The sequence below is a fragment of the Ruegeria sp. AH3 genome, from assembly GCF_056536265.1.
The window spans coordinates 2,737,501-2,763,895 of record NZ_JBQFJL010000001.1; the positions used below are offsets into that span (position 1 = coordinate 2,737,501).

The following is a 26,395-nucleotide window of genomic DNA, read 5'->3' on the forward strand; positions in this document are numbered from 1 at the left end:
TCCAAGCGCCTTCGATACCCGAGGTCGTGGTGTCATCGCCCTTGCCGCTGCCGAAATCGTTGATCCAGCCAAAACCCATAGCCTCGATCGGGGCGGCTTCGGGCTCGGGGCCAACAAGGCCGGGATCGCCTGCGCCGTGCGCCTTACCAAAGGTGTGGCCACCGGCGACCAGAGCCACAGTTTCCTCGTCGTTCATCGCCATCCGGCCAAAGGTGTCGCGGATGTCACGGCCTGATGCCAATACGTTCGGCTCACCATCCGGGCCTTCGGGGTTCACATAGATCAGACCCATCTGCACAGCGGCCAGCGGGTTCTCCAGATCTCGCTCGCCCGAATAACGGCTGTGCGGATTCTCGGTGGGGGCCAGCCAATCGGTCTCGGCACCCCAATAGATGTCTTCTTCGGGTGCCCAGATATCCTCGCGCCCACCAGAGAAGCCAAAGGTCTTGCCACCCATGGACTCAATGGCGCAGTTGCCCGCCAGAATATAGAGGTCGGCCCAAGAGATCTGGTTGCCGTATTTCTGTTTAATCGGCCACAGCAGGCGACGCGCCTTGTCCAGGTTGCCGTTGTCGGGCCAGCTGTTGAGCGGTGCGAAACGCTGATTGCCGGTCGAAGCACCGCCGCGGCCATCCGCCGTCCGGTAGGTGCCCGCGCTGTGCCACGCCATGCGGATGAACAAGCCGCCATAGTGACCATAATCCGCAGGCCACCAATCCTGCGAGTCGGTCATCAAAGCATAGAGATCCTCTTTCAACGCTTTCAGGTCGAGCTTCTTGAACTCTTCCGCGTAGTCGAACGCCTCACCCATCGGGTTCGAGGCGACCCCGTGCTGGTGCAGGATCGACAGGTTCAGCTGGTTCGGCCACCAATCCCGGTTGGTCCGGGCCTCGGCGCCATGCATCACCGGGCATTTGCCCATGTTAGGGGTATCACTTCCGTCCATATCGGTCTCCAGTCCTGGCTAGATGTGTGTGTCGCGCGGTTAACTCTGAATACGAGAAACAGGGGTCGTGAGTGTCTTTGCATCCTTTACTGGTCCGGGCACGTCGCTTGTTCGCAAGGGTCGGCCCTGACCTCATCTTGGAGAATAGCATTAACGACTCGTTCTTTCTGCTTGGCGTAGATTTAGCAACTCTGGGTGATGCATATAAGTTTTGTTTTTCGATGATATTAATAATTTAAAACTATTGCTCTTGAACGACCTCTATTCGCCGCAGCGTCACAATTGCGTTCCTGTGATTGCCCTTCACAGTGACCGTCATCGGCAGGGAGGTCAAAGCAAGATGCAATTCGACTATGTGATTGTCGGCGGCGGTTCGGCGGGCACTGTTCTGGCCAACCGCCTGAGCGCGAATCCACGAACCCGCGTTTGCCTGCTTGAGGCGGGCGGGCGCGGTGACAGCTTGATGGTGCGCATGCCCGCAGCAGTGGTGGGCATGCTGCCGGGTCGGCCCCGGATCAACAACTGGGCGTTTGAAACCACTCCACAACCCGGACTGAACGGGCGCAAAGGATACCAGCCGCGCGGACGCGCCCTTGGAGGCTCAAGCGCGATCAATGCGATGCTTTATGTCCGGGGCCAACGTCAGGATTATGACGGCTGGGCCGATCTGGGTTGCGAGGGCTGGGACTGGGACAGCGTGCTGCCTTATTTCAAACGCTCGGAAAACAATGAGCGCGGGGCGGACGATCTGCGTGGTGCGACAGGGCCGCTTCAGGTCTCAGACCAGAAAGAGGAACGCCCAATCACGCGCGCCTTCGTGGATGCCGCCACCCAAATGCAGCATCGCCGGACCGAGGATTTCAATAGGGGCGACAATGAAGGCGCGGGCCTCTATCAGGTCACTCAGTTTCACGACCCCGACCGCAATGGCGAGCGGTGCTCGGCCGCCGCCGCCTATCTGTTCCCGGTGATGAGGCGGCCCAATCTGACCGTCATCACAGGCGCGCACGTACAGCGGCTGCTGCTGGAGGGAAAACGCGCAACCGGTGTGCTGTATCGGAGGCGGGGTAAGGCGCGCAATCTGCAGGTGACCGCCACGCGAGAGGTTCTTGTCTGCGCCGGTGCTCTCAAATCGCCTCAGGTTTTGATGCTGTCGGGAATCGGCGACGCTGAGACCTTCTCGCGCCATGGAATCGCAGTTGCACATGATTTGCCGGGCGTGGGGCAGAACTTACAGGATCATCTGGACTTCACGATCTCCTACAAAACCAGAGACACCGACACATTCGGCATCGGTCCGGTCGGGGCATTGAAACTGCTTGGCCATCTCTGGCGTTGGCGAAAAGATGGAACGTCGATGGCGGCCACACCCTTCGCAGAGGGAGCCGCATTTCTGAAAACAACTCCGGATCTTGACCGACCTGATATTCAGCTGCATTTCACCATCGCCATGGTCGACGACCACGCGCGCAAATTGCATATGGGATATGGTTACAGTTGCCATGTCTGCAAGCTGAGACCTGAAAGCCGGGGCACCGTCTCGCTGAACAGTTCAGACCCGGAAGCACCGCCCGCCATCGATCCAAATTTCCTGTCCGACCCGCGCGACCTGGACACAATGATCAAGGGGGCACGTCTGACACGCGAAATCATGCAAGCCCCGGCGCTGGAGCCTTACCGTCACAAAGAGATGTTCGGCACCGATACCGCACAAAGCGACGCGGATTGGGAGCGCCATATCCGCGCGCGCGCTGATACGATCTATCACCCTGTCGGCACCTGCAAAATGGGTCTGGACGAACTGGCGGTTGTGACCCCAGACCTGCGCGTGCGTGGGATAGAAGGTCTGCGGGTGGTTGATGCATCGATCATGCCGACCCTGGTTTCAGGCAATACAAACGCGCCGACCATCATGATCGCGGAAAAGGCTGCGGACATGATTCTCTCGGTCGCATGACCAAACATGCGTTGAGGCGCCCCGCATAAAGCTCTACACCGCTACGTAATAAGCGGAGAGAGATATGCCGGCGCCGACAAATACTTTCAAACACGCCCTCAAGGATGGCCAGCTGCAGCTGGGGTGCTGGCTGGGCCTGGCCGATACATATGCTGCCGAGATCGCTGCAACCGCCAGTTTCGACTGGTTGCTGATTGACGGAGAGCACGCGCCGAATGACCTGCGTTCGATCCTCGGGCAGCTACAGATCGTTCAGGCCTCGGGTGCGCATGCGGCGGTTCGGTTGCCGGTGGGCGAAACCTGGATGATCAAGCAGGTGTTGGATGCGGGCGCACAGACACTGCTGATCCCGATGGTCGAAAGCGCTGAACAGGCGCGCGAACTGGTCCGCGCTGTGACCTACCCTCCCAACGGGACGCGTGGCGTGGGCTCGGCCCTTGCACGCGCCTCGAAATTCTCGGCCATTCCCGATTATCTGCAAACAGCGGATGAGCAGGTTTGCCTATTGGTTCAGGTTGAAAACCGTGCTGGACTTGCCGCGCTGGACGACATCCTTGCGGTCGAGGGCGTTGACGGCGTCTTTATCGGCCCCGCGGATCTGGCGGCCGATCTGGGCCATATCGGCAACGCGGATCACCCCGATGTAGACGCAGCCATCATGGATGCGCTCAGCCGGATCGTGAAGGCTAGCAAAGCCGCAGGCATCCTGACGCTTGATCCGACGATGCAGAAACGCTGCGCAGATATTGGCGTGACCTTTATGGCCACCGCAATTGATGTGGTTCTGTTTGCAAAAGCGATGCGGGCCGAAGCCAACGACGCACGCGCGCGTCTTCTGCCGGGCTAGTGACCGCTCACTTTCTTATAGAGCGCTGATTTATAGCCAAACGGAATCCCCAGAACGCCCACCAGCCAACCGGCGGTCCGGGCGATCTGGATCAGTCGCCGATCCGGCTGAAACGGGAAGAGCAGCATCAGCACCAACAGCGCGACAAGGCGGAACGGCGCGCTAAGGAATCCGACCATGGCGCGCGAAGGTTTCTGATCCAGCTTGCGGCGCATATGAGTGTTGGCCTGATCCCGCCCGCGCGCGGCCTGATACCAGAAAGACAGCCGAGCTGGGGGAATAGTCTCATAGACAAAGGCATCCGGCACCCAACCTACAGGCAAACCTGCGGCAACCGTCTCTGCATAAAACTTGGCGTCCGTGCCGCCGGTCATGCGCATCGCCTCGTCGAACCACAGGCCGGTTTCACTGAACAACCGCGTCTCACCCAACCAGTTATTGGTGACGATCGTCACTCCACCGGTATCGTTCAACGTGGCCTTCCTGGCAGCGGCGCGTTCCTTGTCGAGATACCGATTGCTGATGTTGCGCAACATCAGCCGTTGCAGCGCAGTCTCCGCACCTGACGGTCCCGCAGCCCGCAGCGGAGCCCCCAGCAGAACCGCCGAACTGATCCGGTACCCGGCGACCAGACGCTCCAGCCAGTCGGGCGCAACGACCTCATCGTCATCCACAAAGCAGAGCAGGTCAGACCCCTGCGCCAGCGCCTCACGCGCAGCGCGATTGCGGCCAAAGGGGATGCCAGGCTCGGTTTCCAACACATATTCAAGCGCAGCGCCATTGGGCAGTGTCGCTCCTGCCGCACGAACCGTGGCTTCACTGAAGGACGAGGCGTCATTCTCGACCACCAGACACCGGACTGAGCAATCGGGTGGCAGAGTCATTTCGCCCCAGCTTTGGATCAGTGCAGCCAACATCTCGGGACGCTGACGGGTCAGCGTCGACACGGTGATCTTCAAAGGGGCAGAGCGGTCATCCATCGAACCCCCTTACAACCCGCGACACTTTGTTGACAAGGTTCAGCGCTCAGCCGCAGCCGCATCCTGATGCTGCATCAACGACTCCAGCCCGACCCGGTAATTGGGATAAAGCAGTGAGATACCAAGCTCGGATTTGATCCGATCATTCCGAACCCGTTTGTTTTCATTGTAAAAACTCCGCGCCATCGGGGTCAGATCAGCCTCATCGAAGGACACAGCGGGCGGCATCGGCAGGCCCTGCAACTCGGCAGCATAGCCAATCACATCCTGCGGTGGGACGGGCTCATCATCACAGACATTGTAGATCGCCCCCGGATTAGGCTGCGCCATCGAGGCGATCAGAACCTGCGCAATGTCATCCACATGGATGCGAGAAAACACCTGCCCCGGTTTGATGATCCGCCGCAAGCCGCCGCGCTTGAGCTTCGAGAACGGCCCCCGACCCGGCCCGTAGATGCCCGCCAGCCGAAAAATGTGCAGCGACAGGTTCGGAATCTCAGCCCACTGATTCTCGGCCTGAACACGCCAGCGGCCCCGTTCAGCGGTGGGGGCCGTGGGCGTTGTCTCGTCCACCCACTCGCCCTGATGATCGCCATAAACCGCAGTGGTCGACAGATACCCAACCCATGTGAATTGCCCAGCGCGGGCAACGATCTCGTCCCGCAGTTGCGCCAGCACCGGGTCGCCCTCGGCGGTTGGCGCGGTCGAGATCAGCAGATGCGTCACACCATCCAGATCTGGCACCTCTCCCGGCCAAACATGCGGTTCGGCGCCCGTGGCCCGGATGACCTCAAGCTGGCTGGCATCTCGCGTGGTCCCGATGACGCGCCATGAGTTCGGGTCCATCTGTTTGGACGTGGCGCGGGCCGAATAGCCGTGACCAAAAGAGAGCAAACACTGTGTCATACCCCTTTGATGATCCGCCAAACGCAGGGATGCAAGCGCCGGATGGCCGCACTTGATTCGAATCCTCGGATGCGCATTCATTGATGTATGAGCGACAAAACCCCAGACCTGCACGCGGCCTACGCGTTGAAATCACCCGAAGACAACAAACGCCTCTACGCCGAATGGGCCGGGGATTATGATGACGGCTTTGCTGCGCGGGAAGATTATCAGCTACATATCCACACAGCCCGCGCCTTTGTCAGCGCCGGTGGGCAGGGTCCGGTTCTGGACGTCGGTGCCGGTACGGGGCTGTGTGGCGGTATTCTGGCCGGATTTGGCGTTGGCCCAATCGATGCCACCGATATCAGCGCCGAGATGCTGGACCAGGCCATGCGCAAGGATATCTATCGCGACGCGATCGAAGCTGATCTGAACGATGGTCTGCCGGTCCCGCGTGAGAGTTATGCCGGCGTCGTCTCTTCTGGGACCTTCACTCACGGTCATCTCGGCCCCGAGGTGCTGCCCGCCCTACTGCGCGTCGCCCGCCCGGGCGCTCAGTTCGCCCTGTCTATCAACGCAAAGCACTTTGAAACGATGGGATTTGCAGAGGCCCTCCGGGATCTGGAGGACAGTCAGATCAGCAATCTTTCACTGCCCGAAGTCCGGATCTACGGTGAGCTGGCAGCAGGCCCGAACAAAGACGACCGCGCGCTGATCGCCCTGTTCGAGACCTGCTGATCAGACCATAATTGGGTCATTCTCCCTCAGGTATACATCTGTTTCTTGTAGGCCCGTGTCCGCACCGTCGCCTCGGCCGACCCATCATGATAGGTGCCAAACCACTTATCGAACGGAATTTCGGAAGTACCATAGTTGCACTCGAAATAGCGGTGGTGCAGCTGGTGGAAGAAATCCCCCGCGCGGGCCGCCTCTGTTTCACCCGCTTTGAGTTTCTCGAACCCCGAATGGGACAGCACCGGGCTGATCTGCTGAAAATAGGCGTGGAACAGCAGATGCAGCGGGTGAGACGGCACAATCAGGTGGATGAAATAGGTGGTTAAGTAGAGCATGTTCTCGAACCAGTGGTTCGAAATGCCTGACCACGGTCCGATATTGACGTTGCGGTGATGCACGGCATGGACATGCTTATAGAGCTTCGGGTGATGTTCAAGCCGATGCACCCAATAGAAATGCAGACCGGACCACATGGGAATAAACAGCATCCAGATCACGAACCAGACGGGTGCAGCGGCCCATGTAACAACCGGTACATAGGCGTTGGCCATCGCCCAGTAGATGACCCATTGATAGACGGTCGCCACCGTCATGGCGCTGCCGAGTGTCCACCAGATGTTATCCCACACCTGATTGCGGAAGGTGAAAGTTCCGTTGTCGCGGGTCAGATCCCGACGGTCGAACTTCTTGTACATGCCCTGTCCCTTGCGCATGTAAAGCCACCAATGCAGCCCACCTGCCACGAGGATTTGCGGTACCATGTTCAGCAGCCAGATGCGGAACATCCAGCCGGGTGCAAAGTTCTGCATTGTCTCTAACGCGGGGAAAAACGCGACATATGCAATGCTGGCCAGCACCATGCACAGGGTTAGCGAAGTCAATGGCAGCCAGGCCCCGCGATACCACCGCAAAACGGCCATGGGGCGCGGAGGCCAGCTGAACAGTGGATTCAGCCCAACCGGCCCTTCAGGGCGATAATTCCAACGCGCTGCTTCCGGGTCATGAACGTCGGTCATGGCAGATGCTCCTTGCAGAGTCTTCAGGTTGCGTAATCCGAGTCTTCGGCATCCAGAATGGCCTTAATCTCGCGCAGATGCGCCTCGGCCTGATCGGGATAATCATCCAGCTCCTGCGCGGTCTTCTCGGCGGTCTCGCCCGACAGGACGCGCAGAGGCTGGCCCGTCTGCAACGCGCGGATATAGGTTTCGGCGGCACGTTCAAAATAATAGAGTCTATTAAAGGCATCTGCCGGGCTGTCACCGATCACCAAAACGCCATGGTTCCCCATGATCATGACCTTCTTCTTAGGGTCCGACAGCATCGATGCGCAGCGCTCGCCCTCACTTTCAAACGCCAGCCCCCCGAACTCCTCATCGATGACATAGCGGTTATAGAAAGTGGCCGTGTTCTGATCGATCGGCGGCAAAGTGCTGTCCGCCAATGACGCCAGAACAGTGGCGAAGATAGAATGCACATGCATTACGCAACGCGCGTGAGGGCAATGACGATGAATCGACCCGTGCAGCCCCCAGGCGGTCGGATCTGGTGCGCCGGGTTGGTCCATAACTTCGTTGTCATTGGCATCCAACAGCAACAGATTGGACGCCTTGATCCTTGAAAAGTGCATCTGGTTGGCATTCATCAGGAACTGCGTGCCGTCTGGATTCACGGCCAGACTGAAGTGATTGGCCACGCCTTCGTGCATATTCAACCGCTCGGTCCAGCGAAAGGCGGCGGCCATGTCGACGCGTTCAGGCCAGTAATCCATGTTGGGGCGCAGGTTGGTCACGCTCATATCGTGCTCCTTGGGCGGAAGAGGTTTCAAAAAATGGTGCCTGCACCGCAAAAGTTTGACCAACGAAAAAAACACACCTATCTCATTAGCTAAACTAATGGCGAGGTTATACAGATGCAGAAACAACTTCCTCCGCTGGGATGGCTGCGCACATTCGAGGCGGCAGCCAGACATCTGTCCTTTACCGGCGCAGCGCGCGATCTGAACATGACGCAAAGCGCGGTCAGCCAACAGATCAAGTCGCTGGAGGGCTATCTGGGGCAGCCTTTGTTCCTGCGTCGTCCCCGCGCGCTGGAGCTGACCGAGGCGGGCATCACCTATCTGCCCGTTGTGCGCGAGGCCTTCCGTACGCTCGTGCGCGGCACACAAGCCGTGACGGGCGCACAGCAAAATGCAGTGCAGGTGCAAAGCAACATCAGCTTTGCGGTCAATTGGCTGTCGCCGCGACTGCCACGGTTTCGGGAACAGCATCCGGAGGTGCATCTGAACATATTCACTGAGCTGTGGGAGCCGCGCGAAATGGCAGAAGGCGCGGCAGTCGAGATTCGATATTCCCTGCGCCCCGCCGACACGGTTCGGACCGAGCTGTTGCGCACCGATCACTACTATCCGGTCTGCGCGCCCGATTTCGCCGTTACGTTGGAGGATCTTCAACAGCAGCCTTTGTTCGATTGCTCAAATTTGCTGTCAAACTGGGCGAGTTGGGCCGAAGAACAGAGTCTAATGTGGAAGAACCCACAGATCACCTATGCGACGACCTATCTGGTCAGCCTGTCGATCGCGATGGCAGGCGGCGGACTTTGTCTGGCACATGACACCATCGTCCGGCATCTGATCGAGCAAGGACGGTTGATCGCGCCTTTCGCTCACCGCGCCGAGATGCCCGAAGCGTATTACCTACTGTTGTCCCCTCAGGCCGAAGAGAACCCCGGGGCGACGGCGTTCGCCAACTGGGTACGCGCCGAGATCGAGGCGGATCTGCAGGATTGAGGTGGTGCCCTCCCGCCCACAGTCATGGCCCCTGCGGGGCCAATCCTCTGGTTGGGCGTGGCAGCGCTGACGCGCTGAGGGTGGTTCACCATTCAGGTATTATGATGATTTGATGATACCCCGCTGGCAGGGGTTGCACCTTCGGTCGCATTCGGGAAAGTTGGGCCATGGAATACAAGACTTTCCCCAGTTGGCCCGACACCGCCCCCCACCTTATTGCTGTGGCCTCAGGCCGCGAACCCGCCGATATGGTCATCCGTGGCGGGATCTGGGTGAACGTACATACGCGTGAACTGCTGCCGGATCATGACATAGCCATTGCCGCTGGACGTGTGGCTTATGTCGGACCCGACGCCTCTCATTGCACCGGGCCCGCCACTCAGATCATTGAGGCAAAAGGCCGTTATATGATCCCCGGATTGTGTGACGCGCATATGCACATCGAATCGGGGATGCTGACCCCAGCGGAATTTGCCCGCGCCGTGATCCCGCACGGCACGACCTCGATGTTTACCGACCCCCATGAGATCGCCAATGTGCTGGGGTTGGAGGGTGTACGGCTGATGCATGATGAAGCTTTGATGCAGCCCGTGAACATTTTCACCCAGATGCCATCCTGCGCGCCCTCGGCACCGGGGCTTGAGACGACAGGCTATGAGATCACCGCCGAGGATGTGGCCGAGGCGATGTCCTGGCCCGGTATCATCGGGTTGGGCGAGATGATGAACTTTCCCGGTGTGATTCATGGCGACCCAAAGATGCTGGCCGAGATCGCGGCGACGCAACGGGCGGGTAAAACCGTGGGCGGACACTATGCTTCGCCTGATTTAGGGTCTGATTTTGCCGCTTATGTGGCCGGAGGCCCCGCCGACGATCACGAAGGCACCTGTGAAGCCGATGCCATTGCACGGGTGCGGCAAGGGATGCGCTCGATGATGCGATTGGGCTCGGCCTGGTATGACGTCGAAAGTCAGATTACCGCCGTCACCGAGAAGGGGCTGGACCCGCGCAACTTCATCTTGTGCACGGATGACTGCCATTCGGGCACTCTGGTCAATGACGGCCATATGAACCGCGTGGTCCGGCACGCGATTGCCTGCGGATGCGATCCTGTGGTCGCGCTGCAGATGGCGACCCTCAACACCGCGACGCATTTCGGGCTGGAGCGTGAGATTGGCTCAATCACCCCGGGGCGGCGCGCAGACGTGATCCTGACCTCGGATCTGACCGAACTGTCCATCGAAACGGTGATCGCCCGGGGTCAGATCGTTGCAGAACAGGGCAAAGTCACCGTCGACTGCCCGCATCTCGACTGGCCGACAAATGCCCGCAACACAGTGCATCTGGGCCATACGCTGAGCGCCGCTGATTTTGAGATCACAGCACCTGCTGGCGCTAATCGTGTCAGGGCCAACGTCATCGGTGTGGTTGAAAATCAGGCGCCGACACAGGCGTTGAAATCGGAACTGCCGATCATCGGCGGTCTGGTTGAAGGGGAAGGCGACGTCTGTCAAATCGCGCTGGTTGAACGACATCGCGCCACGGGCGGTGTGACCAACGCCTTTGTCTCGGGGTTCGGGTATCAGGGGCGGATGGCCATGGCATCGACCGTTGCGCATGACAGTCACCATATGATTGTCGTGGGGACCGACCGCGAACAAATGGCGCTGGCCGCCAATCGGCTGGCAGAAGTTGGCGGCGGCATCACGATCTTCCGCGATTGTGAGGAGTTGGCGCTGGTGGAGTTGCCCATTGCCGGGCTGATGTCTGATAGCCCGGCGGCCGAAGTGGCCGCCAAAGCGCAAAAGATGGTCGAGGCGATGCAGGCCTGTGGCTGTCAGTTGAACAACGCATATATGCAGCACTCGCTTCTGGCCCTGGTCGTAATCCCCGAATTGCGGATCTCGGACCTTGGGCTGGTGGATGTGCGCACATTCGAAAAGATTGATCTTCTGGAACCTCTTGCATGACCGTTCTCAATTCACCCGACGTCCCAAAGCCCGAGCAATTCACCGATCCAGCTGCTGCGGTAGCGCGTTTGGAAATGCTCTATGAACAGGCCACGACCTACCTCTGCAATAGCTTTGCCGAAGCGATGAAAAACGGTACGCCTACCGATCGATTCAGAGCCTATTATCCGGAAATTCGCATCAAAACCTCGTCCTACGCTCAGGTCGATAGCCGCCTGAGCTTTGGTCACGTGTCGGAACCCGGCATACATACAACAACCGTGACCCGACCGGATCTGTTCCGGTCCTACCTGACCCAGCAGATCGCGCTGCTGATCAGAAACCACGATCAGCCAGTCACGATCGGAGCCTCTGACACACCGATCCCGGTTCATTTTGCCGTTGCCAGCAATCCAGATTTGCATGTTCCACATCAGGGTGCCGCAGGTTTCACCCTGCGCGATGTGTTTGACGTGCCAGATCTGACGACGACCAATGATGATATCGTCAACGGTGTATATGACCACGACGATGACATCGGTCCTTTGGCTCTCTTTACTGCCCAGCGCGTCGATTATTCATTGTCTCGGCTATCTCATTACACCGCCACCGATCCCAGCCATTTTCAGAACCATGTTCTGTTCACCAACTACCAGTTCTACGTCTCGGAATTCGAGAACTACGCTCGTACTCAACTCGCTGATCCGAACAGCGGCTACACCAGCTTTGTCTCAACCGGGAATGTCGAGATCACCGACGCAAACGCCCCGATTGAGCAGCCGCTGAAACTGCCACAGATGCCCACCTATCATCTGAAACGCGCCGATGGATCGGGCATTACGCTGGTGAATATCGGCGTCGGGCCGTCGAATGCAAAAACTGCCACCGACCACATCGCTGTTTTGCGCCCCCACGCCTGGCTGATGGTTGGGCATTGCGCCGGATTGCGCAACACGCAGGCCTTGGGTGATTTCGTATTGGCCCATGCTTATCTGCGCGAGGACAAAGTGCTGGACGACGATCTGCCGGTCTGGGTGCCGATCCCGCCGCTGGCTGAGGTTCAGGTCGCACTTGAACAAGCCGTCGCCGAGGTGACCAAACTGGAAGGGTATGAGCTGAAACGGATCATGCGCACCGGCACCGTCGCTTCGGTCGACAACCGCAACTGGGAACTGCGGGACCAGTCAGGACCGGTACAAAGGCTCAGCCAGTCGAGGGCCATCGCACTGGATATGGAAAGCGCAACGATTGCCGCAAATGGTTATCGCTTCCGCGTACCTTACGGAACCTTGCTGTGTGTGTCGGATAAGCCGTTGCATGGCGAATTAAAGCTTCCCGGCATGGCCTCGGCGTTCTATACCACCCAAGTCAGTCGTCATCTGGCCATCGGAATTCGGGCAATGGAACATCTGCGCGGAATGCCGTTGGAGCGTCTGCACAGCCGGAAATTGCGTTCCTTCGACGAAACGGCCTTTCTCTGAAGCAAAAAAGCAACGATTTCCCCATATTTTTAGGGTTTTCAGCGCTACTATTCGTTGTGTTCATCCACAATATCCCGTTACAGTTACGCGGTGAGGCCCAAATTATCGGGCACGTTAAGGAGACCAAGAAATGGCAAAGCCTATGACAAAGACTCAGCTGGTTGCTGCTCTCGCTGAGGAAATGGGAACTGACAAGAAATCCGCGAATGCCGCGCTGGAGGCCATGACCGGCCTGATCACCCGCGAAGTTTCGGCCGGTGGCGCCGTCACCCTGCCCGGCGTTGGCAAAATCTACTGCCGCGAGCGCCCCGAGCGCATGGTGCGCAACCCCGCCACCGGCGAGCAGTTCAAGAAAGAAGCCGACAAAGTGGTCAAGATGACCATCGCGAAGGCTCTGAAGGACAGCGTCAACGGCTAATCCGCCGCTGACAGATCGCAAGATCGAAGGGGTCGCCATCGGGCGGCCCCTTTTCCTTGCGGTTGATGCAAAAACCAGTGAAAGTCGCCCGGATTTCATCAGGAGGCCGAAATGGATCTGCGCGCCATTGCCATGGGGCTTGTGTTTGCCCTGATCTGGTCCTCGGCCTTTACCTCGGCCCGGATCATTGTGGCTGATGCATCGCCCCTGTTTTCGCTCGCGCTGCGATTTCTGATTTCCGGGTTGATTGGCGTAGCGATTGCACGGGCCATGGGGCAGAGCTGGCGTCTGACCCGACCGCAATGGCGCGCAACCATTTTGTTCGGAATCTGCCAAAATGCCCTGTATTTGGGTCTGAATTTCTATGCGATGCAAACCGTCGAAGCCTCGGTGGCGGCAATTATCGCATCAACCATGCCCCTGCTGGTCGCGCTGGCCGGGTGGTTGCTGCTGAGTGAGCGGTTGCGCCCATTAGGTATCCTCGGGTTACTGGCAGGCTTTGTCGGAGTTGCGCTGATCATGAGCAGCCGGATCAGCGCCGGCGTTGATCTGTTCGGTGTGTTCCTTTGCGGGATCGGAGCACTGGCGCTGACCTTCGCCACACTGGCAGTGCGGGGGGCGACCTCGGGCGGGAACTTCATGATGGTGGTCGGTCTGCAAATGCTTGTGGGCTCAGCAGCACTGTTCCTCGCCGCCCCAGTGTTCGAGACGATCTATATCCATCCTACACTGCCGTTTGTACTGGCATTTACCTATACGACCCTGTTCCCTGGCCTTCTGGCCACTCTGATCTGGTTCCTGCTGCTGGATCGCATCGGCCCGATCCGGGCTGCAACGTTCCACTTTCTGAACCCCGTCTTCGGTGTTGCCATCGCAGCAATGCTCTTGGGCGAGAATCTCGGCCCGCTGGATCTGCTTGGAGTCGGCATCACCACATTGGGCATTCTTGCGGTGCAGCTGTCGCGGCAACCCGCTCAGCGCAGCAAAGCTTCAATCTGATTGATCAGTTTCGACGCATTGGGCTTGGTGCCCGATCCATAGGTGGCGACAACAGTGCCCTGCGGGCCGATGAGAATCTTATTGAAGTTCCAGCTGGGTACAAAACCCACCTCAGCTGCGACCTCTTTGTAGAACGGGTGAGCATTGGGGCCTTTGACCTCGGTAATATCGGTCATCGGCAGCGTCAGATTATAGTTGAACTCACAGAACTCCTTGACCTCTACAGTCGTTTCCAACTCCTGATTGAAGGAATTCGACGGAACCGCCAGAACCACCAATCCACGATCCTCGTAAGCCTCATGCAGGTCCTGCAGGGCAGAGTACTGCCCGGTAAACCCGCAAAGGGACGCGGTGTTGACCACAAGCACAGGCTGCCCGCGCCAGTCTTCCAATGACAACTTTCCTCCATCGATCGAGGAGAACTCGGCAGTCAGCGGTGCGGCCTGCACCACCTTTGCCAGCAAAATCAGAGCCGTCAACAGAGCCATCCGAATCATCTTTTTACCTCCTCTTGCACAAGATACGCGATCTGCGGCGGTTTGGATCATCTGCACAGACCCGCGAGCAGACTGAAATATGATTTTGATTTTCCCGCGGATGTGCCCAAATAGTACACCACTAACAAAATACCGGAGGAGCCATGTCCCGCTATACCAAGGACCCCCAGGCCATCGCCGCCCTGTCACCGGAAGAGTTTCATGTGACCCAGCGCAGCGGGACCGAACGCCCGGGCACCGGCAAACTGTTGAACAACAAGGAACCGGGTATCTATGTGGATATCGTCTCGGGTGAGCCTTTGTTTGCGTCCACCCATAAGTACGAATCCGGTTGTGGCTGGCCAAGCTTCACCAAGCCCATCGTCCATGAACATGTCGAAGAATTGGAAGACCGCACCTTGGGCATGATCCGGACCGAAGTACGCTCGAAACATGGGGACAGCCATCTGGGCCACGTGTTCCCCGATGGCCCTCGCGAACATGGTGGGCTACGGTATTGCATCAATTCCGCCTCGCTGCGATTCATCCATCGCGACGAGATGGAGGCCGAAGGGTACCGCGAATTCCTAATCCATGTGGAGGAAATCTGATGACCGATCAACGCGCCGTTCTGGCCGGAGGCTGCTTTTGGGGCATGCAGGACCTTATCCGCAAACTGCCGGGCGTGTCCCGCACCCGCGTCGGCTATACCGGTGGTGATGTGCCCAACGCCACCTATCGCAACCATGGCACCCATGCCGAGGGAATTGAGATCTGGTTCGACCCGACCCGGATTACCTATCGCGATCTGCTGGAGTTCTTCTTCCAGATTCACGATCCCACCACGCCTAACCGTCAGGGCAATGACCGCGGGATGAGCTATCGCTCGGCCATTTATTACGTGGATGATGCACAGAAACAGGTGGCCGAAGACACGATTGCCGATGTGAATGCCAGCGGCATCTGGCCCGGCAAGGTCGTGACCGAGGTCGAACCGGTTGGTGATTTCTGGGAGGCCGAGCCCGAGCATCAGGATTACCTGGAGCGTATCCCCAACGGCTATACCTGCCATTTCCCACGCCCGGATTGGGTACTGCCAAAGCGATCCAGCGCAGCAGAGTAAGGACTCCGGTAGCCCCGCGCGGGGCTACCCGACCGCCACCCGAGGTCTTCCACTGGCTTCGACGGTAATCAGCGCTTCGACGAACACCTCCTGCGCCTCGATCTTGGCGGTACGGATGTCGCGTTCGACGCTCACGCGGATATCTTCAGCGCCCGCTTCGCGCACCGCGCCTTCAGCCTCACCGCGCAACACGTCTTCAAGCAACTTCAGGGCAGTATTCGAGTCCGAGAAATCCTGCGGCCCTTCTTCCAGATGCACCCGATAGCGGCCTTCAGCCGGAGATGTAACGGACCCGGTCCGCCGCAGAGTCAAGCGCCCGACAACCGCACCGATAGCATTTGCAACACCGGCATGTTCGGGTAGCACCATCTTGCAATGCAGCCGCTCTCCGACCGCTGGATAATAACTGGGGGCCGAGGCCCCAAGACCCACCACATCCACATTCAACGCCGTATCCAGCGCCACTAGCCCACGATGCTTTGCCAACCCGCGCTGCGTCAGCACATGCCGCGCCAGATCTTTAGCTGGCAATCCGAGTCCATCGCTTTCTTCGGCAAAAGCAGTCTCTAACAAGGTCAAAGCGGTCTGTTCTGTCAGTTGATCTACAATGATCTGCGCCAATGCTTCAGCCGATAGTTCCAGGCGATCTCCCGACCCAACACGCTTGCGCGCAACCAGTTCCAACGCCTTGAGCGCAGCCGAGCGATCCCAATCCTCAAGCCGTCCCAGAACATGGCTGGCATCCGATGGCGTGACGCCCGAAACCTGCACTATTCCGCGATCCACCAAACGGTTCAGAGCCCCATGCTCCATACGTGTCTGCAACAGATTGCCGAGGGGCACGACATCATTCCCCAGGCGGTCCAGCAATACGGATTCGCGCGGCCCCACTCCTTCGGCGGGAATGCCCGGCACCCGGCGGGCAAACCGAGTGTCGTGCTCGCCTACCGTCGTGGTCCGTAGCTGCTCATCCAGTGCAGCATGCACCACATCCGGAGCCTCGGATGCGATCAGCGACACTGGCAGCACCCGGCGCGGCCCAAGGAAGACACCACCGCCCAGGCCCTCGGTCACCACATGCACCTGACTGTCACCACCAAGACCATGGGTGCGCATCGCCACCGCCTCGACCATGGTCCGAAAACCGCCCACCTGCGCGCCAGCAGGGTCGATGGCTGGTTTCCCATCCCGGATCAGCGCCACATCGGTTGTGGTGCCTCCGATATCTGACACCAGTGCATTCTCAGCCTCGGTCAACCAGCGCGCGCCTACAATCGAGGCCGCGGGGCCGCTCAGAATCGTCTCAATCGGTCGCTCCCGCGCTTGCTCGGCGCTCATCAGCGCACCATCCCCGCGCACAACCATCATCGGAGCAGTAATGCCCTGTGCACGCAGTTGATCCTGCGCCCGTCCGATCAGCCGGTCGATCATGCCGATCAACCGCGCATTCAGCACAGCCGTCACCGCCCGCTTCGGTCCGTTCAACTTGGCCGACAGATGGTGAGAGCATGTCACGGGAACACCCGTACGCTCAGAAATTACGCGTGCGACCTCCAGTTCATGCGCCGGATTTCTGGTGGCGAACTGCGCCGCGACCGCATAGCCAGAGATGCCCGTATGTGAATCTAAAAAAGCCTCTAACGCCGGAATGTCCAATTCCGCAGCCTGACCACCTGCATGATTGTGTCCACCAGCCAGAACCAAAGCTGGGTCACCTTTCAATGCATCGCGCAGCCCGTGCTTTTCCAGATCGCTTTCCCGGAACCCGACATAGATCAGTGCTACGCGTCCACCCTGCCCCTCGACCAGAGCATTTGTGGCCAATGTGGTCGATAACGACGCCATGCCGATCTGATCGGGCGCAACCCCAGCCGTCTCAAGCACCGCAGAAACCGCCCGACCAACGCCAATGGCCAGATCCGCCCGCGTGGTCAGGGATTTGGCCGAGGCAATCACCTCGCTCTCATCCCGGATCAGCACTGCGTCCGTATAGGTTCCGCCCGTGTCTACCCCCAAAGCCAGCGCCATCGGGTCCTCCATCTGTTCGCCAGAATCGGGTGTAGCGTTTTCCTGCGGCGCGTCCAGCCCGTTTACGACAACTGAGACACCGCCCAGCGCGCAGCGTCAGCCACGGTTGGATCGGGATCATCGGTCAGTCCTTGGGCAATATGCCTCAACGCGGGTTGAGAGGAATTTCCGATCGCGTAAAGCACGTTCCGCACAAACCGATCCCGCCCAATCCGTTTGATGGGCGACCCCGAGAACTTCGCCCGAAACGCCGCATCGTCCAGCATCGCCAGTTCCGCCAGCGGTGGCGCGTTCAAATCTTCACGCGCCGCATAGCGAAAGTCGCTCGCCGCGACCGCAAACTTGTTCCAGGGGCACGCGGCCAGACAATCATCACAGCCATATATCCGATTCCCCAACAGCGCCCGCAAATCCTCATCTACCGGGCCCTTATGCTCGATGGTCAGATACGAGATACAACGGCGCGCATCCAACTGATAGGGCGCCGGGAAGGCATCAGTTGGACAGGCTGTCAAACAGGCCCGGCACGATCCGCAGTGATCAACCTCAGCGCCATCCACGGGCAAATCCAATGTGGTGAAAACAGACCCTAAAAAGGCCCAATTCCCCCAATCCTGACTGACTAGATTCGTATGCTTGCCCTGCCAGCCCAACCCGGCAGCCTGCCCCAGTGCTTTCTCTGGCACCGGCGCGGTATCCACAAAGACCTTAACCTCGCCGCCTGCTTCGGCAATCAACCAACGCGCCAGGCGCTTCAGGCGTTTCTTGACCAGATCATGATAATCCTTGTTTTGTGCATAGACCGAGATCGCGCCCAGCTCAGGATGCGCCAACACCTCAGTCGGATCATGAGCGGGCGTATAACTCTCAGCCAGCATGATCACCGACCGCGCCTCTGGCCACAGCACAGATGGATCGCCGCGCCAATGACTACGCTCGGCCATCCAGCCCATCTGCCCATGATACCCGGCCTCCAGAAAAGCAGCCAACCGCTCAGGTACCTGTGGTACATCCCATGGACGACACACTCGACAAGCGACAAACCCCTCAGACAGGGCTTGCTCCACCAACCGCTCCTTCAGCTCCGATCCGCTCTTCATCTGGCCAAAAATACCTTCGGGGCCAGGGACAGACAGCCCCGGTCCTATCCTGAATATCAGAAATCCAAATCAGCGTAATGCGGAGGCGGCCGGAATCCCGGAACCTGATCCGCCAGAATCGAACGGAAAGCCGGACGGGACTTGATCTTGGCGTACCAATCCTTCACCGCGGAACTCCGGTTCCAGTCCACGTCCGAAATATAATCCAACGCCGACAAATGCGCCGCAGCGGCAAAATCGGCCAATGTCATCTGATCCCCGGCCAGCCAGCGGCGATGGTCCAGCAGCCAGGCCATGTAATCCAGATGGTACTTGATCGCCCGCGCCCCCTCCTTGACGTTCTTGCTGTCCGGATAGCCCTGCCCCGTCACCTTCTTGTTCACCCGCTCATAAAGCAGTTTTGAAGTGACCTCGTGATGGAACTTGTCATCAAACCATCCCACCAAACGCCGCACTTCATACCGCGCTTCGGGTTTCTTGGGCATCAGAGGCGGCTCGGGGCGGGTCTCTTCGATATATTCACAGATCGCCGCACTCTCGGCCATGATCTGACCGTCGAGCCGCAGCACCGGAATTTTCCCCGCCGGATTGCGACGCAGGAAATCCGGGTCCTGCTCCCAGTATCGTTCTTCGACCAGCTCAACCTCGATCTTCTTTTCGGCCAGAGACAGGCGAACTTTGCGGCAATAGGGTGAGAGGGGAACGTGAAACAGACGCGCCATGGACTTCCATTCGAACCAGTAGAATACGCCTCAAGCTTTAGCCGTTGAGGGGGCGAGGTTTCAATCCTCGAAACAATCGGCGCGTCCATCTGCGCGGATGGTGGCCGCTCCATCAAGGATCGAAGCCGCGCGTCGCCGGGTTCGGACCGACGGGTCCGTCACCGAGCGGTTGCGTGGAGACGGCAGGATCGCTGCCAGCCGCGCCGCCTGCACGGGGGACATCTTGTCGGCGCTGACGCCATAGTATTTCTGTGCGGCTGCCTCGACGCCAAAGACACCCTGTCCGGTTTCAGCGACATTCAGATAAACTTCAAGGATGCGCTGCTTGCTCCAGATCAGCTCAACGACCGGAGTCATCGAGGTCTCCAGTGCCTTGCGCACCCAGCTACGTCCCTGCCACAGGAACACGTTCTTCACCACTTGTTGCGTGATTGTTGAGGCCCCGCGATTGCCGCCGTCTTCTAACGCGTCTCTGATCGCTTCAACGTCAAACCCCCAATGCAGGCAGAAGTTGGCGTCTTCGGCCGCGACGACCGACCGTGCCATGACAGGCGCGATCTCATCGATCGGCACCCATTCACGCTCGATCTTGCCCAGCCGCCGCCATTCGGACCAGATGGTGTGTGTGACGGGCGGATTCACGACCGAATAGAGCAGCACCAAAGCCGCAAAAACCACCGACATGGCCAGAACGGCGCGCAAAGCCCAGCGCCGGATCCACACGATCGCGCCTGATATACTGTTTGTCTTAGTCGCCTGCTTTTTCTTACCGCCTGTCTTGCGGCCTGCTTTTTTTGCCATGCCCTGCTATACGCCGCGACCAGCGTATTTGAAACGGATTATTTCGCCATCAGGCGCGCATCGCGCGGTCGGATCACCGGGCGTGCGGTCTTGGCCGCAACCGCCCCACGGGCTTGCAACTCGGGGAATAATGCAAGGACTTCGGCTTGCGTGTCACGTTCTGATTGCGAAACCGCATGGGCGGGATAATAGCTTTCGCTCTTGGCGCCGTTGGCAAATATGATCTCATGACGCCGGAACAGCAGGTGGATATATTCCACCTTTCCGCCTTCAACACGGGTCACAGTGGTACCGTTCACCAGACAATGGGCAGCGATCAACACCTCAGCATGGCCAAAAAGATAGGGCGCGCGCCAATCATCGATCAGCATCCGGTGCTGCGGTGACACTAGCAGCGGACTCTTCAGCCCAAACAAACCGGCCTCGAACCGGATCGGAGCGAATTTTCCATCGGCTTCCACGACCGTGCGTCCCACCCAAAGAAGAGGTTTTGGACCGCTGTCGGCGGTTGTCACCAGATCACCGGGTTCGAGATCTTCAATCAAACGCGGTCCATCGGGAGTGTCGATCAAAGTGCCTGGTGTGAAACAGGGCGGGCCAAGATCACCATTGTTGATGTCGACCGAACCAAAGGAGCCGCCGTTGTCGCTGAAATCGGTCACAGACGAGGATACAAATGTACCCTGCTGGAGTACCGATCCATCGGTTGGCGTGAATACCTCTCGCCCATCGGCCAGATAGAAGGTGACGCCGGTATAAGTGACCTGAGTTCCATCTGGCAGTTCGATTGTCACCATATCGTTGAAATACGAGGCGGTAATATCCACCCCATCCACCGAGTCGCCATTCAGCCGGTTGATCAGATCATTGTCATTCTGGTCGATGATCTCGAAACTTTGCACAGTCAGAGTGGAGCCCACCACCGTGCCGTTCGCCCCGGGGTTTGCCGGGTCGAGCAAAAAGAACTGATCTGTATAACTCGTGGGCATGTAACAACTCCACTTCACTCATATCTGTCGGAACGCAGAATGCCCGCAATTCCAGAACAAACTATGTCCAAAGCTAGGTGTTTTTCGCCAATGCGGGCAAGAATCGGCGCATTATGCATACGCAAATGAGGGCCTTGCGTGTCTTTTCAAACACGCAAGGTTAAGTTTCTGCCCGCATCAAAGCCTATTCTGCCGGCATGGCTGCCACTTCCGAGGTCAATGGATGGCTGAGCTTGTTCAACATCTCTTTCGGGCAAACCTGCAGGAAGTGTGCCTTTTCGACATCCCAGTGCTGAAGCAGATCTGCGGCTTTGCGGCTATAGGTTTCTGCAGCGTGGTGCTCGATCAACGATTTCAGCTGATCTTCCCAGTGGTCGACCGTTACTGGGCAGGTGACCAGGGTCTCCTTGTTCATCAGGGCTTCGGCTTTACCGTCCGGGTCGTACAGATAGGCCATGCCCCCGGTCATGCCCGCTCCGAAATTGGCACCAATATCGCCCAGGATCACGGCCACACCGCCGGTCATGTATTCACATCCGTTCGAGCCACATCCTTCGATCACCACCTTCGCGCCCGAGTTTCGCACCGCAAAGCGCTCACCAGCGCGGCCAGCAGCGAACAGATAGCCGTCGGTGGCACCGTAGAGGACGGTGTTGCCGATGATGGTGTTGTCATCCGCCTTCAGCGGGCTAACCTGCGGTGGGCGCACGACGATCATGCCGCCCGACAGACCCTTGCCAACATAGTCATTGGCATCACCCGAGACCTCCAGCTTGAGCCCCGGAGCCGCAAAGGCCCCCAAAGACTGCCCAGCTGAGCCCTGTAGTTTCACATGCAGGTGGTCATCCTGGAACGTGTTCCGCATCCCGAAATTCTGCACGATATGGCTGGAAACCCGCGTACCCACGGTCCGGTGTGTATTCTGTACAGCGTAAGACAGCTGCATCTTCTCACCGTCTTTCAAGAACCGGGCGGCGTCACGCACGATTTCGGCGTCCAGAGTATCCGGCACCGCATTCCGATCTTTGTCGCGATTGTAGACGATGTCATGCGCGCCATCGACAGTGATCAGCAGCGGGTTCAGGTCCAGATCGTCCAGATGCGCCGAGCCACGGCTGACCTGCGCCAGCAGATCGGCCCGACCGATGATCTCATCAATCGAACGCGCACCCAGGCTTGCCAGCAGCTCGCGCACTTCCTGCGCATAGAACGTGATCAGATTGACGACCTTATCCGCATTGCCGGTGAACTTGGCCCGCAAGGATTCATCCTGCGTACAGACACCAACCGGGCAAGTATTCGACTGGCACTGACGTACCATGATACAGCCCATCGCGATCAGCGCTGCGGTGCCAATGCCGTATTCCTCGGCGCCCATCATCGCAGCCATGACGATGTCGCGACCAGTCCGCAGGCCACCATCGGTGCGCAGGGTCACGCGGTCGCGCAGGTTGTTCATCGCCAGAACCTGATGCGCCTCGGTCAGGCCCATCTCCCACGGCAGACCGGCATATTTGATGCTGGTTGCGGGTGATGCGCCGGTGCCACCGTTATGACCCGAAATGAGGATGATATCGGCTTTGGCCTTGGCGACACCAGCCGCAATCGTGCCAACGCCCGAGGATGCCACCAGCTTCACCGTCACCTTGCAGCGCGGGTTGATCTGTTTCAGATCATAGATCAGCTGCGCCAGATCCTCGATCGAGTAGATATCATGGTGCGGCGGCGGCGAGATCAGCGTCACACCCTTGGTCGAATGCCGCAGACGCGCGATCAGGTCGGTGACCTTCATGCCCGGCAGCTGACCGCCCTCACCGGGTTTTGCACCTTGCGCGACCTTGATCTCAAGCTCTTCACACTGGTTCAGGTACTCGGCAGTCACGCCGAACCGGCCCGAGGCCACCTGTTTGATCTTGGCCGACGGGTTGTCGCCATTGGGTTCCGGCACGAAATGCGCCGGGTCTTCTCCACCTTCACCCGAATCGGATTTCGCACCGATCCGGTTCATCGCCACGTTCAGCGTCTTGTGCGCCTCAGGGCTGAGTGCGCCCAATGACATGCCCGGCGTGACGAACCGCTTGCGGATAGAGGTGATCGATTCCACTTCTTCAATCGGCACCGGCTTGCCCAGCGGTTTGAAATCCATCAGGTCGCGCAGGTGGATCGGTGGATTCGACTGCATCTTGGCCGAATACTGCTTCCACAGCTCATATGAGGCTCTATTGCAGGCTATTTGCATCATATGCATCGAGGTCGCTTCCCAAGCGTGGGTCTCACCCGATTTCCGCGCCTTGTAGAAACCACCGATGGGCAGCACATCCAAGCCACTGGTCCAACCCTTGGCATGTATCGCCTCGGCCTTGACGCGAATGCCATGGATACCAATGCCTGAAATCCGGCTCGTCATGCCGGGGAAATACTCGGCCACCATGGCGCGGCTCAGACCGACTGCTTCGAAATTCAGACCGCCGCGGTACGAGGACACGACGGAAATGCCCATCTTTGCCATGATCTTGAGCAGACCCTGATCAATCGCCTCGCGATACCGCGCCACGTTTTCGGTCAGGGTGCCGTCCAGCAGTCCCCGATCGATCCGGTCCGCCAAAGAATCCTCGGCCAGATAGGCGTTCACGACGGTCGCACCACAACCAATCAGCACCGCGAAATAGTGTGGATCGACGCATTCAGCCGACCGTACGTTGAGCGAGCAGAACGTTCGCAGACCTTGCCGAGTCAGGTGACTGTGCACCGCGCTGGTGGCCAGAATCATCGGCATCGCCACCTTGTCCGGCCCCGAATGATGATCCGTTAGCACCAGATGCCCAGCGCCCGAGCGCACGGCCTCCTCCGCCTCGGCACGGATACGGCTAAGGGCCACGTCCAACTGCCCCTCGCCCGGGGTAAAGCTGCAGTCGATCTCGGCCAGAGGGGCGTTGAACTGCCCGACCAGCAACTCCCATTGCGCATTGCCGACAAAGGGGCTTTCCAGAACCACGATCTCGGTTTGACTGCTGTCCTCGTCAAGCACGTTCTTCAGGTTGCCGAACCGGGTCTTCAGCGACATGACGCGATATTCGCGCAAGCTGTCGATCGGCGGGTTGGTGACCTGGCTGAAATTCTGCCGGAAAAAGTGGCTGAGCGGGCGATACTGCTTCGACAGCACGGCCGAGGGTGTGTCATCCCCCATCGACGCCAGCGCCTCTTTGCCATCTTCGGCCATAGGCGCAAGAATCTGTTCCAGCTCTTCAACTGAGTAGCCGGCAGCGATTTGACGCTTGCGCAGCTCTTCGCCCGAAAACAGGGGTTTTTCGCTCGCACTGCCCAACGTGGCATCCACGTCGTTGATCTTGCTGACCCATTCTCCGAACGGCAGCGCCCGCGCCAGCTTGTCTTTGATCTGCTTGTCGCGGAAGAGCTTGCCCTTCTTCATATCCACGGCCAGCATCTGACCCGGACCCAGAGCGCCCTTTTCGGCCACCGAGGCCTCATCAATCGGGACCATCCCGGCCTCGGACCCGGCAATCACCAGACCATCGCCGGTGACCACATAGCGCATCGGGCGCAGACCGTTCCGGTCCAGACCGGCGCAGACCCAGCGACCATCGGTCATGGCCAGAGCGGCAGGACCATCCCACGGCTCCATCACCGAGTTGCAGTAGGAATACATGTCGCGCCAGGCCTGCGGCAGTTCCACCGCCTGCTTGGACCAGCTTTCCGGAACCAACATGGTTTTCGCCATCGGGGCCGAGCGGCCCGCGCGTACCAGAACCTCAAAAACCGAGTCTAATGCGGCCGAATCTGATGATCCACCGGCGATGATCGGCTTGATGTCTTCGGCATAGTCGCCAAAGGTTCCACTGGCCATGCGGATCTCATGGCTCTTCATCCAGTTGACGTTACCCTTGAGCGTATTGATCTCACCATTATGGGCCAGCATGCGGAACGGCTGCGCCAGCCACCATTGCGGGAAGGTGTTGGTCGAATAGCGCTGGTGATAGATCGCAAAGGCGGACTCGAACCGTTTATCCATCAGGTCGGGGTAGAAAACCGCGACCTGCTCGGCCAGCATCATACCTTTGTAAATGATCGAGCGACAGGACAACGACGCCAGATACAGACCGGAAATACCAGCGGCCATCGCTGCCTTCTCGATGCGGCGACGAATGACATACAGCTCACGCTCGAACGTCTCTTCGTCTACGCCTTTGGAGTTCGAGATCAGGATCTGCTCGATCTCAGGACGGGTTGCGTTGGCCTTGTCACCCAGGCAGGTGACATCGACAGGCACATGACGCCAGCCGTAGATATAGTAGCCCATGCGCAGAACTTCAGTTTCTACGATGGTCCGGCATTGCTCCTGCGCCCCGAAATCAGTGCGCGGTAGAAAGACCTGACCAACCGCGATCAACTGACCCATGTTGGGCTCATGGCCCGTGCGACGGATCTGGTCATAGAAGAAGGGCACCGGGATCTGCACGTGGATACCCGCCCCATCGCCGGTTCTGCCATCGGCATCGACGGCACCGCGATGCCAGACAGCCTTGAGCGCATCGATCCCAGCGTCGACAACCTTGCGCGACGGCTTGCCATCAACGGATACAACAAGACCCACACCACAGGAGGAATGCTCTTCTTCCTCGGAATAGAGACCGTTTTCGGCCATCCACTGACGCTTGGCTTCCTCGGCCCGCACCCAATCGGCATCATATTTGGTCATTGGCTGTCTCCTTCTTCCGGTTGGGCATACATGGCTTCGACCTCAGCTTTGGTCATCTGCCGGCGCTCGCCTGCAAACGCATAGCCCTCGGGCTTTTTGTCGATATAAAGTTCAAGTTTCAGCGCGTGGCCTGTGTCATCAAACAGGCCCGCCGCCATCTGTGTCTGGCCGTGCATCTCGCCCGGCAGTGTGATCCGGTACCAGAGCGCCGAGCCACAATCGGCGCAAAAGGTACGCTCGGCCCATTCCGACGAGGTGAAGGTTTTGACCGGGCCCAAAGCAGCATAGCCGGGCTCGGCCGGAAACGTCACCAGCATCGAACTTGTCCAGCGGCGGCACTGGTCGCAATGGCAGGCCCCCAGCGTGTCCTTCGCCGGAGTGGCGGTCACGGTGACCGCGCCGCACATGCATTGGCCTTGCAATTCGGGCATTGCTGTCCCTCCTGTCGCTGGGC

At 58.9% G+C, this 26,395-nt stretch carries 23 protein-coding genes (1 of these 23 cut by a window edge); 10 read left to right on the forward strand and 13 right to left on the reverse strand.

What is annotated here, in order from left to right:
* Positions 1–946, reverse strand: the beginning of a protein-coding gene (gene katG, locus ACR3EM_RS13815; RefSeq protein WP_480471227.1) for a catalase/peroxidase HPI. 1,256 nt of this gene lie to the left of the window's left edge; 946 of the gene's 2,202 nt are visible here — the first part of the coding sequence; the start codon lies at positions 944–946; its stop codon lies beyond the left edge, outside the window.
* A gap of 340 nt (positions 947–1,286) precedes the next feature.
* Between katG and ACR3EM_RS13820 the strand changes: the two genes are divergently transcribed.
* The gene (locus ACR3EM_RS13820) at positions 1,287–2,903 is read left to right on the forward strand and encodes a GMC family oxidoreductase (protein ID WP_480471228.1); all 1,617 of its coding nucleotides are present in this window, start codon (positions 1,287–1,289) and stop codon (positions 2,901–2,903) included.
* A gap of 64 nt (positions 2,904–2,967) precedes the next feature.
* On the forward strand, positions 2,968–3,750 hold the full coding sequence (locus ACR3EM_RS13825) for an aldolase/citrate lyase family protein (protein ID WP_480471229.1): 783 nt from the start codon (positions 2,968–2,970) through the stop codon (positions 3,748–3,750).
* Here the strand turns inward: ACR3EM_RS13825 and ACR3EM_RS13830 are convergent.
* Positions 3,747–4,730: a glycosyltransferase gene (locus ACR3EM_RS13830; protein WP_480471230.1), complete on the reverse strand. Its 984-nt coding sequence runs from the start codon at positions 4,728–4,730 to the stop codon at positions 3,747–3,749. The two genes, ACR3EM_RS13825 and ACR3EM_RS13830, sit on opposite strands and share 4 nt — an antisense overlap.
* Before the next feature lie 39 nt (positions 4,731–4,769).
* Positions 4,770–5,636: an SDR family oxidoreductase gene (locus ACR3EM_RS13835; protein WP_480471231.1), complete on the reverse strand. Its 867-nt coding sequence runs from the start codon at positions 5,634–5,636 to the stop codon at positions 4,770–4,772.
* An 87-nt stretch (positions 5,637–5,723) separates the two neighbouring features.
* On the opposite strand from ACR3EM_RS13835, the gene ACR3EM_RS13840 reads away from it, so the two are divergent.
* Positions 5,724–6,356 (forward strand): class I SAM-dependent DNA methyltransferase, encoded by a 633-nt coding sequence (locus tag ACR3EM_RS13840; protein WP_480471232.1) that lies wholly within the window; start codon positions 5,724–5,726, stop codon positions 6,354–6,356.
* A gap of 26 nt (positions 6,357–6,382) precedes the next feature.
* Here ACR3EM_RS13840 and ACR3EM_RS13845 read toward each other — a convergent pair whose 3' ends face one another.
* On the reverse strand, positions 6,383–7,369 hold the full coding sequence (locus ACR3EM_RS13845; RefSeq protein ID WP_480471233.1) for a sterol desaturase family protein: 987 nt from the start codon (positions 7,367–7,369) through the stop codon (positions 6,383–6,385).
* A 23-nt stretch (positions 7,370–7,392) separates the two neighbouring features.
* A complete protein-coding gene (locus ACR3EM_RS13850) occupies positions 7,393–8,148 on the reverse strand; it encodes a class II aldolase and adducin N-terminal domain-containing protein (protein WP_480471234.1) in 756 nt (251 codons plus the stop codon).
* A gap of 114 nt (positions 8,149–8,262) precedes the next feature.
* Here ACR3EM_RS13850 and ACR3EM_RS13855 point away from each other — a divergent pair, with 114 nt between their 5' ends.
* From ACR3EM_RS13855 to ACR3EM_RS13875, 5 genes are all read left to right on the forward strand, one after another.
* A complete protein-coding gene (locus ACR3EM_RS13855; protein WP_480471235.1) occupies positions 8,263–9,138 on the forward strand; it encodes a LysR family transcriptional regulator in 876 nt (291 codons plus the stop codon).
* Positions 9,139–9,305: 167 nt separating this feature from the next.
* Positions 9,306–11,108: an adenine deaminase gene (gene ade, locus ACR3EM_RS13860; RefSeq protein ID WP_480471236.1), complete on the forward strand. Its 1,803-nt coding sequence runs from the start codon at positions 9,306–9,308 to the stop codon at positions 11,106–11,108.
* A complete protein-coding gene (locus ACR3EM_RS13865; RefSeq protein ID WP_480471237.1) occupies positions 11,105–12,568 on the forward strand; it encodes an AMP nucleosidase in 1,464 nt (487 codons plus the stop codon). Before ade ends, ACR3EM_RS13865 begins: the two co-directional genes overlap by 4 nt.
* 130 nt (positions 12,569–12,698) lie before the next feature.
* Positions 12,699–12,986, forward strand: coding sequence for an HU family DNA-binding protein (locus tag ACR3EM_RS13870; protein WP_010442901.1), 288 nt, complete (start codon positions 12,699–12,701; stop codon positions 12,984–12,986).
* 111 nt (positions 12,987–13,097) lie between these two features.
* On the forward strand, positions 13,098–13,985 hold the full coding sequence (locus ACR3EM_RS13875; protein WP_480471238.1) for a DMT family transporter: 888 nt from the start codon (positions 13,098–13,100) through the stop codon (positions 13,983–13,985).
* Here the strand turns inward: ACR3EM_RS13875 and ACR3EM_RS13880 are convergent.
* Complete coding sequence (locus ACR3EM_RS13880) at positions 13,961–14,482, reverse strand: glutathione peroxidase (protein WP_480471239.1); 522 nt, start codon at positions 14,480–14,482, stop codon at positions 13,961–13,963. The genes ACR3EM_RS13875 and ACR3EM_RS13880 overlap by 25 nt on opposite strands.
* 143 nt (positions 14,483–14,625) lie before the next feature.
* Here ACR3EM_RS13880 and msrB point away from each other — a divergent pair, with 143 nt between their 5' ends.
* Complete coding sequence (gene msrB, locus ACR3EM_RS13885; RefSeq protein ID WP_480471240.1) at positions 14,626–15,072, forward strand: peptide-methionine (R)-S-oxide reductase MsrB; 447 nt, start codon at positions 14,626–14,628, stop codon at positions 15,070–15,072.
* On the forward strand, positions 15,072–15,584 hold the full coding sequence (msrA, locus tag ACR3EM_RS13890; RefSeq protein ID WP_480471241.1) for a peptide-methionine (S)-S-oxide reductase MsrA: 513 nt from the start codon (positions 15,072–15,074) through the stop codon (positions 15,582–15,584). Before msrB ends, msrA begins: the two co-directional genes overlap by 1 nt.
* Positions 15,585–15,608: 24 nt before the next feature.
* Here the strand turns inward: msrA and ACR3EM_RS13895 are convergent, their stop codons facing one another.
* From ACR3EM_RS13895 to ACR3EM_RS13925, 7 genes are all read right to left on the reverse strand, one after another.
* On the reverse strand, positions 15,609–17,612 hold the full coding sequence (locus tag ACR3EM_RS13895) for a hydantoinase/oxoprolinase family protein (protein WP_480471934.1): 2,004 nt from the start codon (positions 17,610–17,612) through the stop codon (positions 15,609–15,611).
* Positions 17,613–17,674: 62 nt separating this feature from the next.
* Positions 17,675–18,712, reverse strand: coding sequence for a tRNA epoxyqueuosine(34) reductase QueG (queG, locus tag ACR3EM_RS13900; RefSeq protein ID WP_480471242.1), 1,038 nt, complete (start codon positions 18,710–18,712; stop codon positions 17,675–17,677).
* A 56-nt stretch (positions 18,713–18,768) separates the two neighbouring features.
* Positions 18,769–19,434, reverse strand: coding sequence for an FtsZ-binding protein FzlA (gene fzlA, locus ACR3EM_RS13905; RefSeq protein WP_480471243.1), 666 nt, complete (start codon positions 19,432–19,434; stop codon positions 18,769–18,771).
* A gap of 60 nt (positions 19,435–19,494) precedes the next feature.
* Positions 19,495–20,235 carry a monofunctional biosynthetic peptidoglycan transglycosylase gene (gene mtgA / locus ACR3EM_RS13910; RefSeq protein ID WP_480471244.1) on the reverse strand — a complete coding sequence of 247 codons (741 nt, stop codon included), beginning with the start codon at positions 20,233–20,235 and terminating at the stop codon, positions 19,495–19,497.
* 38 nt (positions 20,236–20,273) lie between these two features.
* Positions 20,274–21,224, reverse strand: a complete 951-nt coding sequence (locus ACR3EM_RS13915) for a Hint domain-containing protein (protein ID WP_480471245.1) — start codon at positions 21,222–21,224, stop codon at positions 20,274–20,276.
* A gap of 184 nt (positions 21,225–21,408) precedes the next feature.
* Positions 21,409–25,941: a glutamate synthase large subunit gene (gene gltB, locus ACR3EM_RS13920; protein WP_480471246.1), complete on the reverse strand. Its 4,533-nt coding sequence runs from the start codon at positions 25,939–25,941 to the stop codon at positions 21,409–21,411.
* Positions 25,938–26,372, reverse strand: a complete 435-nt coding sequence (locus ACR3EM_RS13925; protein WP_480471247.1) for a GFA family protein — start codon at positions 26,370–26,372, stop codon at positions 25,938–25,940. Before ACR3EM_RS13925 ends, gltB begins: the two co-directional genes overlap by 4 nt.
* Positions 26,373–26,395 lie beyond the last annotated feature (23 nt).